The sequence below is a fragment of the Streptomyces sp. NPDC001980 genome (assembly GCF_040296885.1).
GTDB lineage: Bacteria > Actinomycetota > Actinomycetes > Streptomycetales > Streptomycetaceae > Streptomyces.
The window spans coordinates 55475-70892 of sequence record NZ_JBEOYD010000049.1; the positions used below are offsets into that span (position 1 = coordinate 55475).

A 15418-nucleotide genomic window follows, 5' to 3' on the forward strand; every position below is an offset into this window, starting at 1 on the left:
GGAACGATGGGCACCTGGTCGGTCGAGATAGCGGTCTCCCCGCCGGTCGTCTCCGACGGGTCGGTTCAAGCGGCCCGTGGGGTGCTGAAGGACATCCGGGGCGATCTGGTGGGCCTTCCGGCCGTGTCCGGCGGGGTGGATCGGGTGGCGGACGCCTCCGTGCCCGGCCGCCAGGGCGGCGAGTTGCTCCGGTTCCTCCTGGAGATGGCTCCCGCGACGCTGGAGGCGGTGCTCATGATCATCAGCGCGCGGCGGGAGGCCCGCTCCCGTGACGCGTCGGTACCTCTGGAGGCCGCCGTCCGGGTCACCGGCCCCGACGGTGTGGTGCGCGAGGTGGTGCTGCGGGGCGAGAGCGATGAGGTGGTGCGGGGCCTGCGTGAACTGCAGGGCGCGCCGGACGAGGACGACGCGGAGGCGGCCCAGGGGGAGTGAGGGGCCGGGCGGGTTCACTCGCCCGCCTGCTGCTCCAGTGCGGCGATCTCCTCGGCGGTGCGCAGGGTGTTCGGGTGCTCGTGCCCGATGGCGGTCTGCTGGTCGTGCAGAAGGTCGCGCAGGTTGGCCAGGGCGCCTGCGGTATCTCCTTGCGCGGCCTGCCATTTGGCCTGGTTGAAGCGGGTGCGCAGGGTGTCCTGGTGGTGCGGGCCCAGGACGGTTTGCTGCAACGGCAGCAGCTCGTCGGCGAGTTGGCGGGCGCGTGCGGGGTCTCCGGCCGCGCCGGTGAAGTCGATGATGTTGTTGACGGTGCGCATCGTGTCGGGGTGGGAGGCGCCGAGGGTGCGCGTACGGCGTTCGCGTGTTTCCTCGAGGACACGGATGGCGTCGTCGTAGCGGCCCAGGACGCCGGTCCACCGGCCGAGGTTGTTCAGCGTGCGCAGGGTGTCGGGGTGGTCGGGGCCCAGGACGCGGATGCGCGCGGGCATGAGGTCGGTGAGGATCCGGATGGCTTCGGCCGGATCGCCGTTGACACCGCTCCACAGACCGATGCCGTGCCGGGTGCGCAGGGTGTCGGGGTGGTCCTCGCCGAGGCCTTCGGTCTGCTGCTGCACCAGGTCGCGCAGGAGTGCGAGGGTCTGCTCGGGCCGTCCGGCCTCCCCGCTCCAGTAGGCGATGCTGTAGCGGGTGCGCAGGGTTTCGCGGTGCAGGGGGCCGAGACGGCGGATCTGCAGGGGGAGCAGCGCCTCGAACTCCTCGACCGCCTGGGCCGGGTAGCCGGATTCGCCGGTCCAGCGGGCCAGGCTGTTGCGGCACGCGAGCGTCTCGGCGTGCTCTTCGCCCAGGTGCTCGCGGCATTCCCGCAGGACCTCGCGGATCTGGTCCATGGCAGCTCGGGGGGCGCCGGCCAGCCCGGTCCAGCTTCCCAGGGCGTGCCGGGCCTCCAGGGTGAGTTCGCTGTGCGGGCCCTGGGCGTCGCGTAGGCGCGGCACCAGATCCTGGAGGAGGTCGCGGGCTTCCGCGGCGTGGCCGGAGACGCCCCGGGTGAGCGCCGCGTCCAGTTCCACGCGCATGGCGAGGGTGTCGTCGGTGCCCAGGGCGTGGGTGACGTCGGGCAGGAGCTGGGCGTACAGCTGGGTGGCGGACGCGAACAGGCCGCAGCGGCTGGTCCAGGAGGCGAGTTCGCGCCTGGCCCGCAGGCTGCGCAGGTCCGCGGGTCCCAGGGTGTCGGTGATGGTCCGGGTCCAGCGTTCCCAGCGGAGCCTGTTCTCTCCGGCGAGCGCCGCCGGACGGCCGATCAGCACGTCGATGGCGCCGTCGGGGTCTCCCGCGTCCCACCGGTGGGAGGCTTCGCTGCGCTCGGCGTAGGCGCGCACCGGATCGTCGCCGCTGTTCCTGCCCTCGGCCATGGGAGCGAGCTTAGCCAGGGCGTCGGCGATCGCCGAGTGGGCGCTGACGTCGCTCGGAAGCACCGGGGTCCGCGAGTGGTGCAGGTGGTGGATGAAGGTGGGGTGGATCGCGGTGAGCTGCTCGCTTTCGGTGCCCGGTTCGACGCGCTCCACCAGGTGGTGCAGGGCGACCAGGGCCGTGCGCACGCCCGCGACGGTCGCCGGACCGCCCAGGCGTTCGGACGCGGCGTGCAGTACCGCCAGCGGGACCAGGACACTCTCGCCGCCGTAGGCCAGCACGGCCAGGACCGCGGCCAGGCGCCGGTCGGCGTCCTCGCGCTGCTCGCGGCGGTACTCGCCGAGGGCGCGGGCCAGGAGCCGGTCGTAGAGTTCCTCGCGGGTGGTGGGCAGCCCCGTGTCACGGTCGGTCTCGCGCGCGGGGCGGCCGCTGATCTCGTTGCACAACAGGGTGACGATCAGCCAGTTGCCCTCCGAGATCCGCAGGATGTCGGCGACCCGGTCGGGGGGAATGTTCCTGCGCTCCGCGTACCGGCGCACCTGGCGGTCCGTGGACGGGGGCACCGCGACACATTCGAAGCCGGCCGGGACGACGGCGGGGTAGCCGTACTCGGGCCGGTGACGGACCGACACCACCGTGCTCACGTGGCCGTAGCGGTCCGCGTCGCCGAGTTCGGTGATGCACGCCGTCACCGCCGTCTCGGCCTCGGCCGGGAGCTGGTCCAGCGCGTCGATGACGACAAGGACCTCCACCTCGCCCGGCAGGTGCCGCAACGGTCCGGTGAGCCAGCGCTCGGTGGCCGGCAGCGCTTCCACCTCTTCCTGCGGCATGTTCTGCAGGAAGGACTCCTCCGCTTCGAGGAAGGCCTCGCGGGCCGACATGTACAGCTGCTCGTTGATCTCTCTGGCGAACTCCTCCGGCGTCGTGTCGGCCGCGATCGGGAAGAACGCCACCGCCTGACGGGGCAACGACCGATCCGGGTTCGGGCCCGCCCGGCCCGGATCGATGCGGTCGATCGCCGTCATCTGCAGCGTGGCGCTCTTCCCGGAGCCGCTCGCCCCCAGGACGGCCACCCTGCGGTGCTCCCGCACGGACCGCGCCACCGGATCATGGCCCTCGGGGCGCTGGTAGCGGCGGTGGATCTCGTGCAGACCGCCCTGCCTGCGGGTGACCCGGGCGACCAGGTCCGCCACCAGACCCTTGCGGCTCGCACGGTTCGCGCTGAGCCACAGACCCGCGTCGTCGCTCTCGTCGTGGACGAAGTGGTGCGGGAACTGGTCCTCCCAGTGCGGGATGTGGCGCTGGAAGTCCGACGCCCTCAGGTACCGGCCCGCGTCGTCGATACCGGACTCCAGGTACTCTGCCACCGCCCGGCTGAAGCGGGCCTGCGAGCCCCACTCGAGGCTGGTGGCGGTGGACACCGAGATCCGCTTCATCGGCATCGACCAGCTGCGTTCGTCGGCCAGCCGTCCCGACTGGCACGTGTCGATGACGAGGATCACGCCGTCCGAGCCGGGGAACTCGCCGTGGAGGGCACGCAGGCGCGCGCCCAACGGATACCCCCGGGCAGGCAGTTGCAGCAGGCTGATCGGGTGATCGGCCGGGACGAAGTAGTACAGGTCGTCGTCGAAGTCCGAGGACCCGTGACCGATCAGGTACAGCACCAGCGTGGCGCCGGCGAGCGAGGCGGCCGCGAAGGCCTCCCGGACCCGCTCCTCCAGGACCTGCTTGGTCGGGTCCCGCAGCACCCGCAGCCCCGCGACCGCGGGCTCGCAGGCCCCCAGGACCGGGTCGTACAGGGCGTCCGCGATGACCTCCGCGGCCTCGTGCATGTATGCCTGATCATCTTCGTACGCGAACCATCGCGCACTGACCACCAGCCCCACACGCCCTGACCGGCCCACGGCTCCCCCTAGGCGGCAACGACCCGAACCGCAGCGACAGCAAGCGACTGTAACGGACAGTGCAGGCGGGTGTACTCCCTTTCGAACCGGTCAGCGGCACACCGCGACCCGGCCGCAGCCCGTCACCGCGAGCTGCACACCGTCCGCGGAGCCGCTCTGCTGTCGGTGCCCTGCGCTGACCGGGCGTCCTGCACCCGCTGCACATCCTGGAGGAGGCGCTGGATGCCCGGGTCCTGACCGGTGGCGACCCTGGCGATGGTCTGCAGGACGGCCTCGTAGAAGGCGTCCCGTACGGCGGGCGCCATGACGTCCGAGGCGTCCAGGCAACGCGGGCCCGTCCGGAGCCGCTCGGAGATCTCGCGTTCGACCGCGCTGTGCCCCGATCTCACCTGGCGGTTCGCCGAGAAGACACCCAGGCCTGCCCACTTCTGCTGGCCCTCCTTCGAGGCCAGTTTCCGGACCAGTTCCCTGGCCTGGGCGCGGCTGCTGAACAGCGCCGCGAAGTCACCGGTGACCTCGTGGGCCCGCACCCGGCCGCCGCCGGGCAGCAGCGGGGCGGAGTCCAGCAGGCTCGCGCGCGGTGCGTCGGACTCGTAGAAGGAGCGGGCGAAGGAGCCCTGGTGCTCCAGGCTGCACCCGCCCCAGCCGCCGAACAGCAGCCCGTGGCTCTTCGGGGAGCCGCGGTGGTCGGTGAGCAGGGCGTGTCCGGCCGCGGTCCGGTCCTGCCCGAGCAGCCCGGCCCACGCCTCCCAGGCAGAGCGCACCGGAGCGCTGCGCCACCACTGCGCCGTGCCCGTGCCCAGCGCCCACTTCTCGTAGACGGCCGGGCCCGCCCGTTGCAGCACAAGGTCCTCGATCCAGTCCGTGCCGGGCCAGCCCGAGGCGCCGTCGTCCCCCATGCCGATGCACCAACTCCGCAGCGGCGCGGGTGAGTCGGCGGGCTTCTCGCCCTTCCGGTACCAGACGATGCTCTTCAGGTCCGCCTTGACCGGGACCCAGTAGACCTTCGAGGAGGTCGTGCCGGTCGCGTTCCACGGGGCGCCGTACTGCGCCGGGTCGTAGAGGTCGTTCAGCGGCTTGAGGCGGGCCTGGTCGGCGTACTCGGCGAGCTCGCCGATGCCCGGCATGATCACGATGTCCGGCGGTTCTCCCGACTGGACCTTGGAGAGCAGCACCTCACGCTGGGCCGCGGTGCCCTGGTAGCGGAAGGGGATGCCGAAGCCCCGTAGCACCTTCTCGAACTGGTCCGCCTGGTCCCCGGTCCAGGTGCCGAGGATGGTCACCGGCTCCCCGTCGTCGTGCCGCGCCCAGGCCACCACCATGCCCCCGGCGGCGATCAGCACCATGACCACGAGCACGACCAGTACCTTGAACCGCCGGGTCACCGCCGCCTCCAGTAGTCGCTGTCGAGCCGGAGCCCGAGCCCCAGCGCGGGCAGCACGACGACCAGCAGGCCGCCGACGACCGTGGCCCGGTACACCCGGTCGGTCCAGGCGCCGTCGGTCAGTTGCTGCCGGACCTCCTCCGACGTCTGTGTGACGCTCTGCTGCGCCTCGGCCAGCCCCGTGCCGGTATGCCGGGACACGTCGGTGATCTGCTGGAGGTCCCTGAGCGCCCCGCCGAGGTCGTTCGCGGTGGCGGACGTCGTCAGCAGCGGGAACACCGCGAGCAGCACGGTGAGGACGAGGGCCGCGAGCAGGTACGGGTTCCAGTCGCGGCCGCAGCGGTCGCGCAGCACGAACAGTGCCGAGAGCAGGGTCAGCGCCAGGGCGGCCAGGGCGAGTTCGGCGAGCCACCACCCGGCCTGCTGCCACCGCCCCATGGCGGCCGTGGTCCTGGCGTGCCGCATCTGGGCCTTCTGCAGCTCGTCCAGGCGAGGGGAGAGCCCCACCTTGTCGCGGGTGAGCAGCGAGTCCGCCTCGTCGAGCTTCTGCTCCCGCATCAGCGGCTGGTCACTGTAGAGGGACGTACCGAGGTTGAGCGAGGTGCTGTAGGTGTTCAGCAGACCCATGACCGTGCCGAGGTCCTGGTCGGTGCGGTCGGCGATCCGGGACAGGCCCTGGTCGGCCGCGGAGAGCTGGGACCGGTAGGTCTCGCCCGAGCCCGCCACGTCGACCAGGCGCATCCGTACCAGTGCATGGGCCTCCTGGTCGGCACGGAGCGCCGCCAGCCGGGTGGCGGCGAGCCCCTGCACGGCCGGCGCCTCACGGGAGGCGAGGTCCTCGGCGCCGCGCTGGGTCTGCCGGTAGGAGGAGAACAGGGCGGTCGAGGCGAGGGCCGCGCACAGGAACAGCACCAGCAGGTGCGTTTCCAGCAGCCGGCGGGTCCGCCAGGGGGCCAGCCGCCGGCGCCAGAAGGCGGCGGGGGAGTACCGCCGCGGGAAGGCGATGCGTACGGTCGTCACAGCAGCTTCTCCCCGCAGGCGATGCAGTGACGGGCCTCGCTCCCGGCCCGGCGGCCGCAGTTGCCGCAGCGCGGGCCCGGCGGTGGGTCGACGGCGTCGGGCGGCAGCGCGCCGGGACGGGACACGGCGCGCAGGATCATCGGGCCGAGGGTGCCGGCGTCGACGGCGCGCAGCCGGATCCGCCCGGCGGCCGCGTCCTCGATGTCGGCGACGGTACGGATCTCGTCCAGCACCCAGCTCGTGCCGAACCGCGCCGCAAGGCGGGCGGCCAGCCCCAGCCGGTCCTCGGCGGCGTCCCGCCGCTGCCCCTGAAGCGCGGCGAGCCCCTCGCGCAGGGCACCGCGCATCTGGCTCGTGGCGTTGAGGCCGAGCACGCTGCCGGGACCGGCGGCCGGGGCGTCGGGCGCGGACTGGTCGGGCAGGTGCCAGCGGGCGACGACCGGCGCGTGGACGTTCCCGAGGGAGACCATGGCGAACTGCAGCTCGGTCTCCAGCGGGTCGGCATCGGCGTCCGCGACCAGCGTGAGCAGGTAGTCCCGGCTGCCCTGCTCCCACTGGTACGTCGGGAAGCTCCAGCGGTGCGGCCGGCCGGGCTCGGGCAGCCCGCCGAGGCGGTGCGGCCGGGGCGCCTTCTCGCTGAGCGAGACCTGCCGCACGGAGGGCCGCAGGGTCACCTCGATCGGCAGCTGGGGCGTGTGCACCCGGCGCAGCCGCGCGATGGCGTCCGTGACCGCCTGGCCGAGGCCGTCGTCCACGAACTGCGCGGTGCCGTGCAGCCGTTCCGCGAGGACCAGCAGCGGGTCGGGGGTCCAGTCCGCGCCCACCGCGAACACGTCACAGGTGAACTGCCCCGAGCAGAGGTCCAGTTCCTCCTCCAGACGACGCTCCCCGGCGGCGCTGCTGCCGTCGGTGATCAGCACCAGATGCCGCACGGACAGCGGGCGGCCGGCGAGCAGGGCGCGCGCCCCGGCCGCCCACACCGCGTACCCGGCGGGGCTCGGGGCGTCCCGGTGCAGCGGCAGCGAGCCCGCGACGAACGCCGCCCGGCGCCGGTGGTACTGATCGGCGACGGCCCACTCGTCGTCGCCCCGCGGATAGCACCGGACCGGCTCGGGGCCGCCGGCCAGGACCGCGAAGGAGATCCGGTCGGGCAGGGCGCGCAACGCGGCGGGCAGCGCGTGCCGGACCGCCGCCCGGTTGCGCTCGGCCACGTCCACCGCGATGATCACGGCGAGTTCGACCGCGGGCAGGTCGGTCGGGGCGCCGTCGGCGGCCACGTCGACCCGGAGACGCGCCTCGATCTTCGCGCTGCGGTGCGGACGCGGATCGCCGTCGAGGTCGACCCGCAGCCGGATGCCCGGCTGCGACGGCCGGGTGTGACTGCTCATGTCCTGCGTCACCGCTCCTTCCCTTCGTGCCGTGCGAGGGACGTGGGTCGTGCCGTGCGGTCGGAACGTGGCTCGTGCCGTGCGGTCAGAACAGGGTCTGGGGTCGCACCGCGTGGACGAGGTCGACGAGGTGCTCGTGGGCGGCGGCCGACTCGCGGTGCCGGGCGGCCAGTTGCCGGTAGAGCGACTCCATCCGCCGGCGCAGCTCGCGCTCCGGCGGGGTCAGACGTCTCAGCCTGCGGACGTCCAGCCGGCCGGCGCCGCGGCCCGCGGGACCGGACCGGTCGTTGAGGCGGTGCAGCGCGTCCAGTTTCCATTCGTGCAGCTCGGTACGGAGCCGCAGCGCCTCGTCCTCGGACAGGCTCGGCTCACCGGCGCCCGGCCTGCGGCCCACCAGGCCGGGCAGTTCGGCCAGTGCCGCGTCGACCTCGGCGGGCGCGGCGAGCGAAGCGAGATGGGGGTCCCCCCGGACGGAGTCCGGGGGAGGATCGACGTCCCCGGGCAGCCGGGCCGCGCGGATGCGCAGGGACGCGATCCGGGCGACGGTGTGGTCCAGGGTGCCGGGCCCCACCCGGCCCAGCACGTCGAGGGCCGCCCGCCGGTCGCCCGCGCGCAGCGCGAGCCTGGCCAGGCCCAGGGCGGCGCCGCCGTGCGCGGGGTTGCGGGCGAACACCGCCTCGTACAGCTCCCTGGCGGTGGGCCCGGCCGCGTCGTCGCCGAGCCGTTCCCCGCAGTAGGCGAGGGCCAGCTTGGGGGCGTACTCGCCGGGCAGTTCGAGATGGACCCGCATGAAGTGGCCCCGGGCGTCGGCGACCTGCTTCGGGCTGCCGTCGAGGCCGGCGCTGCGCAGCGCGAGCAGGGCGCGGTGCCACTCCAGCCGCCACCGGCGTACCGCGGACGGCCCCGGGATGGAGTCGGCGGTGTCCAGTTCGGTCTGCGCCCGCTCCAGGTCCTCCCGGGTGTTGCGGCTCAGCAGGACCCGCACGTTGTGCAGGCAGATCTCCACCGAGCGCGGCTTCTCGTCCTCCTGGTCGAGGAGTTGCCCGGGGTCGTAGCCGCTGCTCACCTCGAACCGCGCGGTCTGCGGGTCGCCGGGATACCGCCTCGGCACCGGGAGACAGCCGGCGATCTCGGCGGGCGTGGGGGCACCGAGGTCGAGGGCCGGGGCGAGCGGCGGCTCGTACCGGTCGCGGCGGGGCCGTGCCAGCCAGTGCTCGATGCCCGGCACGGTGCCGAGCCGGGCGCCGAGCAGGTGCGGCGACGGCCGGAAGTAGTCGGAGGGCTCGGGCGGGTCGCTCTTGCCGCGCAGGGCGCGGATCTCCCGCAGCGCGCCGCGCAGTTGGCCGGCCATCTCGCGGGCGTCGGCGAAGCGCCGCCCGGGGTCGTCCCGGACGGCGCGCTCGACGACCCGGCGGAAGGAGTCGGTGCCGAGCCCGGGCACCCGGTCGACGGCCCAGCCGGCGAGCTCCCGCAGGGTCACGCCGACGGTGTGCAGGTCGTGGGCGACGGTGGGCAGGCCGGAGAACGCGGTCTCGGGGGCCATGTACTCGGAGGTGACATGGGCGGGCGGCCCGCTCTGCCCCTCCTCGCGCATGCCGCCGAGGTCGATGACCTTGACGCCTCTCCCGTGGTGCACGACGTTCGAGGGCTTCATGTCCCCGTAGACGAAGACCCGTTCGCCCCCGGCGTGCAGATGCGCGAGGGCTTCGAGGATCTGGCAGCCGTACGCCGCGACGTGCTCGATGTCGAGGACCGACTCGCCCCGCCGGGTCTCCTCGACGACCTTGGCGAGGGTGCCGTCGCCGACGTCGTCCATCACGATGTGGCCGCCGGTGGTGGCACCGGCGTCGTCGCGCCGGGCGACGAAGTCGCGGATCTGGACGATGCGCGGGTGGCGGATGGCGACGAGGTTGCGGCGTTCGAGGTCGGCGAGCCGGGCGCCGTCGTGCTCGTACCGGTTGAGCAGCCCCTTGACGGCGACGACGTCACCGAGGTGGGTGTCCTCGGCGAGGTAGACCCAGCCCTGGCCGCCGTGTGCGATGGGGCCCATGATCCGGTACTGGTCGCGCAGCAGCTCGCCCGCGGTGAGTTCGGGCTCGTACGAGTAGCGTGCGCCGCAGGCCGGGCAGTACCCCTTGATGGGCACCGGGCCCTCGGTGTACGGCGGGGCGAAGGTGATGCCGCAGTCGGCGGCCGAGCAGCCCATGTGGATGCGCAGCGGCGCGTCGGGACGGACGAGGCGGGCCTCGGCGGGGCGCGCGGCGCGCTCCGGGAGCGCGAGGAGGTCGCGGGGGCCGAGGTCCCGCGGGTCGTCGGGCAGGACGGGCAGCCCGGGGTGCTCCTCGGCACGGCCGCACAGGTCGCACCAGCCGGTGGGCAGGACGGTGCCGGCGCAGGGGGATCCGTCGAAGCTCCGGTGCGGGCAGCTGGTCATCCTCGCGTCGCCCGCCTTCCCGGCCCGGTCCGGGTGCGCCGCATCAGCGGCCTCCCTGGCGGTCCAGGTCCGCGCGCAGGGTCCTGATCAGCGCGCGCAGCCGGGTGAGCTGCTGCTGCGGGTCCCGTAACGCCTCGATCCTGCGGCGCTCGGCCCGGCGCAGGTCGGCCGTCTCGGCGACGGAGGCGAGGGAGGCGCTGTCGACGACGTCGCGGCGGACCGCGTTGCCGAACTCCGCACGTTCCAGACGGCCGAGCAGCGCGTCCGTGTGGCGGAGCAGCGCGGGACGCAGCAGCTCGTCGCGGGCCGCGGTCCAGCCGGTGCCACCCTCGTGGCGGAAGACGAGCAGCAACCGGAAGTCCAACTCCCTTAATCGGCTGAGGAGTTCGAGCAGCGGACCCGGCCGGGGTTCCTCGTCGAGCCCGTCGATGACGAGCGTGACGGGGTGCCTGGGCCGGACGGACCGTATGGACCGCATGGGCGGCGCGGGCGCGCGGGCGGCGGCGCCCGGGAGGTGGCGCGCGGTGCCGAGCAGCCAGTCCCAGTGGGCGAGGTATTCGCCCACCGGGAAGGAGACCCGGCCCAGGGCGTGATCGGCGAGGTGCGGCCTGCTGTCGCCGCCGCGGTGGACGATGTCGGCGTGGTGCAGCAGATGGCGCAGCGAGCGGTCCTTGCCGCTGTCCGGCGGCACCACGGTGATCTTCACCGGCTCCTCGTCCGGGTCCCCGAACCACCGGGTCAGCCGCTCCTCGAAGCCGTGGTCCCAGGCGTCCCGGCTGCTCAACTCCTTGATCAGCGGCGAGAGTTCGGCGATACGGTCGACCGGGATCAGATACGAGAAGGCGAGCCGGTTGTCCTCGGGCAGCAGCTCACCCAGGTCGCCGCGCCAGCTGACGACGAGGCCGACGACCCGGGCCGGCCGGCCCTCCTGCGGCCGGGTGCACACGGCGGCGCCGCTGAAGCCGGCGCGGACCACCTCCGCCTTGGTGACGGCGTCGAGCTGCACCCGCTCGCCACTGGCGCCGCCGATCCGGCCCCACAGGTTCATGCCGTCGTCGAAGCCTTCCGCGTAGCCGGTCGCGTAGACCTCCAGACCGGCCCGGAGCCGGGGTTCCAGACGGGCGGGGCGGGCCCGGGGCCGCGGACTGTCCAGCCGTAACACCGCGACGTCCTCGCCGTGTTCGCCCTCCGGCAGCCAGCCGCCCGGCAGGACCCGCGCGGCCACCGGTTCCAGCGCGTTGTTCTCGGCGAACTCCAGCCACATCACGGCGTCCGGGTGGCGCACCACGTGTGCGCAGGTCAGTGCCGTGTGCTGATCGACGAGAACCCCGGCCCCGCAGACGGGACCGTGCGCGTCCCCGCGTCGCAGCCGGAGTCTCCAGTCCGCACGCAGTTCCCCCATGCCGTCTCACACTACGCGCGGGGCATGGTAGGTCCCTAGACTTGTGACCAGGTTCGATCGGTCAATCAACGGAAACCGGCGGTGAGTTGCCATGGGGGATCCGGAACCGATCGGTCTCGCGGAGGCCATCGGCACGGTGCGTGCGGAGCTGGCCAGGGCGCAGGCCGAAGGAGCCGAGAGCGACTGGCGGTTCAGCGTGGAACAGGTCAGCCTGGAGTTCTCGGTGCAGTTCCACCGGGCCGGCGAGGGCGGGGCGGGGCTGCGCCTGGGCGTGGTCGAGGCCCGGCTGGGTGGCTCGGTGAGCCACGACTCCACGCACCGCATCCAGGTCGACCTCAAACCACTGCCCCGCCCCGACGGCCGCCACCACGAGGTGAGCCGCGAGGACGACGGGCCACTCGGCCGGGGTTAGCCGGGGACGGCCGGGGTCGGGCTCGCGCGGGGACACCCCCGTCGCCCCCGCGCGAGCCGGTCATGGTGACCCCCGGAACCCGGTGCGGACGGTGCGTGGCTCATCGTGGCCGAGCCGTCGCCCAACCGGCCATACCTCAAAGCCAGTTGGGACAACCGGGGACGATTCCGCCGCTGAGCTGCCGGGACGTCGCGCGGGACGACGGAACGGCGGGATGTGCAGATATCGTGAAGGCGGGAAGGGTGCGGGACGGGGGCTGGACGGGTGCGCGACGGCGTACGCGAAGGGTTGGGGCATGCCGCGACGGAAGGCGCTGCCCGAGTCGACGGATCCCCGGGTCCGCCGGCTCGTGGTCGAGCTGCGCCGGTTGAAGGACCACAGCGGACTGAGCATGGCCGCGTTGGCGTCCACGACGGGGTTCAGCAGGTCGTCCTGGGAGCGCTACCTCAACGGCAGGGTGACGCCGCCCCGGCAGGCCGTCGAGACCATGGCGGACGTGTGCGGCGGCGACCGGATCGGCCTGGCGGCGCTGTGGGAGGTGGCCATCTCCGACACCGCGCCGGGTCTCACGGCACCGGCACCGGCACTGGCACCGGCACCGGCACCGGCATCGGCTGCGCAGGAGCCGGAACAGCCGGAGATCCCCGAAGCGGTGCTGGAGGAACCTCGGGAGCCGGAGCCGCCGACACCGGACGGGCGCACGGAGACCGGCGGACCGGACGGCAGCACGGCGCCCACGCCGAGGGCGGTGGCCAGCGCGGGCCCCGCCGCCACGAGGAGGACGGTGCCTCGGTGCGGCTTCCGGTCCCGGGGTTCCGGCCCGCCGTGGTCGTGGGAGACCTGCACGGACCGCGACGCCGAACAGCACGACACGGACTGCTGGACGGACGCGGTCACCCGGGCCCGACGGGAGATCGCCGGGCGGACCGTGGAACTCCGCTTCAGTCCGGCGTGCCGGGCGGCCTGGGGCCGGATCACGGCGCGGGGCACCGGGGACCGGGTGCGGGTCGACACCACCGACGGGCGGCACCAGTCGCGGCTGGTGCTGGTGCCCGGCCGGTATCTCTACACCCTGATGATCGGCGTCGGGCGCCCGTCCGAGGCACGCGCCTGCGTCGAGCTGCCCGACGGCGCGTCCGCCTGTACCGGCTGGGGGCGCTGACCCACCGTCGAGCGGCTGTTCAGCCGGACACCTGCACCACCGCGGTCGCCCCCGCCCGTACCGTCGGCGTCGCGTACGTGTACGTCACGCCGTTCACCGTCTTGGTGCGCGCCCGCTGCGGCACGCCGTCGACCGTGATCCTCTTGTGGACGCCGGGGAATCGGGCTTCCCAACGGTAGGCGCCGTGGCGGGAGTTGTTGGTGAGGGTGGTCCGCGTCGCGGCGTCGTGCCGGACGGTGATCGTGCCCGTCCCGACGGGCACGTCCGCCACCTGGAGCCACTTCATGCCGGACGGCAGCCGCGACTGCGTCGTCACCTGATGGTTCGCCGCGTCCGGGGTGATGCCCATCAGGCCCTCGACGGTCTGGCTGACCAGGGTGAACGACACCTCGGGGTAGTCGCCGTCCGGGCCCTGGCTGGAGTTGACGTGCTGGACCTCCCGTTCGCCGTAGATCTTCTTCATCCACCACCAGGCGGTGTCGGCGCGGTTGTTCCGGAAGAACATGTCGGGCAGGTACGTCGTCGACTCGATGTTGGGCGAGCCCTCGGGCCCCAGCTCCTGCGCCTGGATGTAGTCGAGGTAGGCGTCGTTGCGCGGACCGGGGTCGATGATCTGCTTCATCGGCATGAACACGCTGTTCTCCTTGCCCCAGCCGGTGACCGGGGTGCCGGAGACGGTGTACGCGCGGACCATGCCGGCTCCGCTGCCGGTCCCGCTCCACTCGTCGTTGAAGTACGCCTTCAGGTCGGCGGCCCGCCGGTCGTACGTCTTCGCCAGCTTCGTGTCGCCCTTGCCGCGCGCGAGCACGGCCATCGCCAGGTACGCCTGGTACTCCGAGGCGATGGTGTCCCCGGCCTCGGCGAGGTCGTCGCCGTCCTGCTCGTTGTAGCTGGCGGCACCGGCGAAGATGCCCTTGCCCGTGCCCTCGGCGACCTTGACCCTGCCGTTGTCCTTGGCGCTGTTGTGGAGGTCGATGAAGTCCTCGGTGGCGTGCCGGTAGAAGTCCCAGAGCACCGGGTCGTCGACGTATCTGCGGTCGCCGGTCCAGAGGTAGGCCTGCGCCGCCTTCTCCACGAGTTCGAAGACGGCCGGGACCTCGCGCACGAAGTCGTCCGGGTTCTTGTAGTCGATGCTCAGGTACGTCTTGGCGTCGAAGTTGAGCGACCACACCGGGAAGTACTGGTGCTCGGCGGTCGCCGACTCCGCGTACGAGCGGAGCATCGTCTCGTTCTCCGTGTCCAGGCCGAGGAGATGGGCGCCGTCGAGCTGGTGGGCCATGTCGCGCGAGTAGTACGCGCTGCGGTTGGCGTATCCGGCCCAGTAGGTGGGCCCGTACGTCGCGGTGCCGGTGCCGCTCGTGTGGTACTCGTCGGCGTTGACCGGGCCGACCGTGCCGGGCAGCTGCACCCAGCTGTTGGCCTTCCGCTTCGCCCAGTCGAACATCTCGACGACCTCGGGGTCGGACGAGGTGACCTTCGGGTCGGCCGGCGCGGCGGGCGAGATCATCAGGTCGTCGGCGTTGACCCAGCTGCTGCCGGAGCCGAAGGCGATCTCCAGCCGGTCACCGGCCTTCAACGCGACCCGGCTGACGGTGTACCGGGCGTAGGAGGCGCGCTGCGGCAGCTCCACCGTGCCGACGGTCTCGCCGTTGCGCCGGATCGTGTACGTACCGCCGGTGCCGGCGCTCCCCACCCACGCGGAGAAGTCGTAGCTGCCGTCCCGCGGCGCGACGAGGTCGAGCCGCGCGGTCCTGCCGGTGCCGGCGTCCAGGTAGAGGAAGCGGCTGCCGCTGTGCACGTTGCCGGCACCGACCCCGGTGCCCGGGTCGAAGGTCCAGCCCGTGCCTCCGTTCTCGAATCCTGGGTCGGGCAGGGCGAGTTGGGGACGGGAGTCGGTGGCCGCGCGCGGTGCCGCCGTGGCGGAGGTCGCGGGGGCGATCGGCGTGAGCAGAGCAACGGCGGTGAGCAGCATGAGCCTTGAGGGCTTCATCGGGTCTCCGGTCTTCAGCTACGGCGGGCGGGCGAGCGGCCGATTCGTGGCCGAAAGCTAACAGGGCCGGAAGATGTCGTTCAATGGTCATGCACAGCAAAGTTGCAAGAGGCACGGTGATATCGCATTCGAGACTGCCTGATTCGGTCGAAAGTTTTCATCCAAATCTTGCAAGCAAGGTGGGGCCGGGGAGCGTGCCTCTCGCAGGGCCGCGTATCATCGACGCCTGCGAACGGTCGCACGACGGCCAGTACGAGGGCCGCACGACGGGGCACGACGGGGGCACGGAGGGAACCGTATGAAGGTCGGTATCACCGAGGTGGCGGGCCGGGCGCGGGTGAGTGAGGCGACGGTCAGCCGTGTGATCAACCGGCGTCAGGGGGTGTCCCGCAAGACGCGTGAGGCGGTCGAGCAGGCGATGGCCGACCTGGGGTACGAGCGGCAGACCCAGGGGCAGCTGGTCGCGGTCGTCACGGAGCTGGT

Annotated in this window: 11 protein-coding genes; 4 read left to right on the forward strand and 7 right to left on the reverse strand. The window is 73.0% G+C overall.

What is annotated here, in order from left to right; translation table 11 throughout:
- The first annotated feature begins 6 nt into the window (after window positions 1–6).
- Entirely contained in the window at window positions 7–432 is a 426-nt protein-coding gene (locus ABT137_RS43905; protein WP_351718035.1) for a hypothetical protein, read from the forward strand.
- A 14-nt stretch (window positions 433–446) separates the two neighbouring features.
- Here the strand turns inward: ABT137_RS43905 and ABT137_RS43910 are convergent, their stop codons facing one another.
- The 6 genes from ABT137_RS43910 to ABT137_RS43935 all read right to left on the reverse strand — a co-directional run bounded on the left by ABT137_RS43910 (window position 447) and on the right by ABT137_RS43935 (window position 11371).
- The gene (locus ABT137_RS43910) at window positions 447–3671 is read right to left on the reverse strand and encodes a tetratricopeptide repeat protein (RefSeq protein WP_351718037.1); all 3225 of its coding nucleotides are present in this window, start codon (window positions 3669–3671) and stop codon (window positions 447–449) included.
- Between the two features lie 194 nt (window positions 3672–3865).
- A complete protein-coding gene (locus tag ABT137_RS43915; protein ID WP_351718038.1) occupies window positions 3866–5128 on the reverse strand; it encodes an extracellular solute-binding protein in 1263 nt (420 codons plus the stop codon).
- Window positions 5125–6147, reverse strand: coding sequence for a hypothetical protein (locus ABT137_RS43920; RefSeq protein WP_351718040.1), 1023 nt, complete (start codon window positions 6145–6147; stop codon window positions 5125–5127). Before ABT137_RS43920 ends, ABT137_RS43915 begins: the two co-directional genes overlap by 4 nt.
- A complete protein-coding gene (locus ABT137_RS43925; RefSeq protein ID WP_351718042.1) occupies window positions 6144–7535 on the reverse strand; it encodes a vWA domain-containing protein in 1392 nt (463 codons plus the stop codon). The genes ABT137_RS43920 and ABT137_RS43925 overlap by 4 nt, the downstream gene beginning before the upstream one ends.
- Before the next feature lie 85 nt (window positions 7536–7620).
- Entirely contained in the window at window positions 7621–9969 is a 2349-nt protein-coding gene (locus ABT137_RS43930) for a tetratricopeptide repeat protein (protein WP_351718044.1), read from the reverse strand.
- A 43-nt stretch (window positions 9970–10012) separates the two neighbouring features.
- The gene (locus ABT137_RS43935; protein ID WP_351718046.1) at window positions 10013–11371 is read right to left on the reverse strand and encodes a S1 family peptidase; all 1359 of its coding nucleotides are present in this window, start codon (window positions 11369–11371) and stop codon (window positions 10013–10015) included.
- A gap of 91 nt (window positions 11372–11462) precedes the next feature.
- Here ABT137_RS43935 and ABT137_RS43940 point away from each other — a divergent pair, with 91 nt between their 5' ends.
- Both ABT137_RS43940 and ABT137_RS43945 read left to right on the forward strand, forming a co-directional pair.
- Window positions 11463–11783, forward strand: coding sequence for a trypco2 family protein (locus ABT137_RS43940; protein ID WP_351718048.1), 321 nt, complete (start codon window positions 11463–11465; stop codon window positions 11781–11783).
- A gap of 295 nt (window positions 11784–12078) precedes the next feature.
- Window positions 12079–12945 carry a helix-turn-helix domain-containing protein gene (locus ABT137_RS43945; RefSeq protein ID WP_351718049.1) on the forward strand — a complete coding sequence of 289 codons (867 nt, stop codon included), beginning with the start codon at window positions 12079–12081 and terminating at the stop codon, window positions 12943–12945.
- 19 nt (window positions 12946–12964) lie between these two features.
- On the opposite strand, the gene ABT137_RS43950 is transcribed toward ABT137_RS43945, so the two are convergent.
- Window positions 12965–14935 carry a carbohydrate-binding protein gene (locus tag ABT137_RS43950; RefSeq protein ID WP_351718051.1) on the reverse strand — a complete coding sequence of 657 codons (1971 nt, stop codon included), beginning with the start codon at window positions 14933–14935 and terminating at the stop codon, window positions 12965–12967.
- A 298-nt stretch (window positions 14936–15233) separates the two neighbouring features.
- Between ABT137_RS43950 and ABT137_RS43955 the strand changes: the two genes are divergently transcribed.
- On the forward strand, window positions 15234–15418 hold a 185-nt coding region (locus ABT137_RS43955), incomplete at its 3' end, for a LacI family DNA-binding transcriptional regulator (protein WP_351718053.1).

Coding starts and splice junctions, on each gene's coding strand:
- ABT137_RS43940 (WP_351718048.1), top strand. CDS start 11,463: ATGGGGGATCCGGAACCGATCGGTCTCGCGGAGGCCATCGGCACGGTG.
- ABT137_RS43930 (WP_351718044.1), bottom strand. CDS start 9,969: ATGACCAGCTGCCCGCACCGGAGCTTCGACGGATCCCCCTGCGCCGGC.
- ABT137_RS43950 (WP_351718051.1), bottom strand. CDS start 14,935: ATGAAGCCCTCAAGGCTCATGCTGCTCACCGCCGTTGCTCTGCTCACG.
- ABT137_RS43925 (WP_351718042.1), bottom strand. CDS start 7,535: ATGAGCAGTCACACCCGGCCGTCGCAGCCGGGCATCCGGCTGCGGGTC.
- ABT137_RS43905 (WP_351718035.1), top strand. CDS start 7: ATGGGCACCTGGTCGGTCGAGATAGCGGTCTCCCCGCCGGTCGTCTCC.
- ABT137_RS43910 (WP_351718037.1), bottom strand. CDS start 3,671: ATGCACGAGGCCGCGGAGGTCATCGCGGACGCCCTGTACGACCCGGTC.
- ABT137_RS43935 (WP_351718046.1), bottom strand. CDS start 11,371: ATGGGGGAACTGCGTGCGGACTGGAGACTCCGGCTGCGACGCGGGGAC.
- ABT137_RS43945 (WP_351718049.1), top strand. CDS start 12,079: ATGCCGCGACGGAAGGCGCTGCCCGAGTCGACGGATCCCCGGGTCCGC.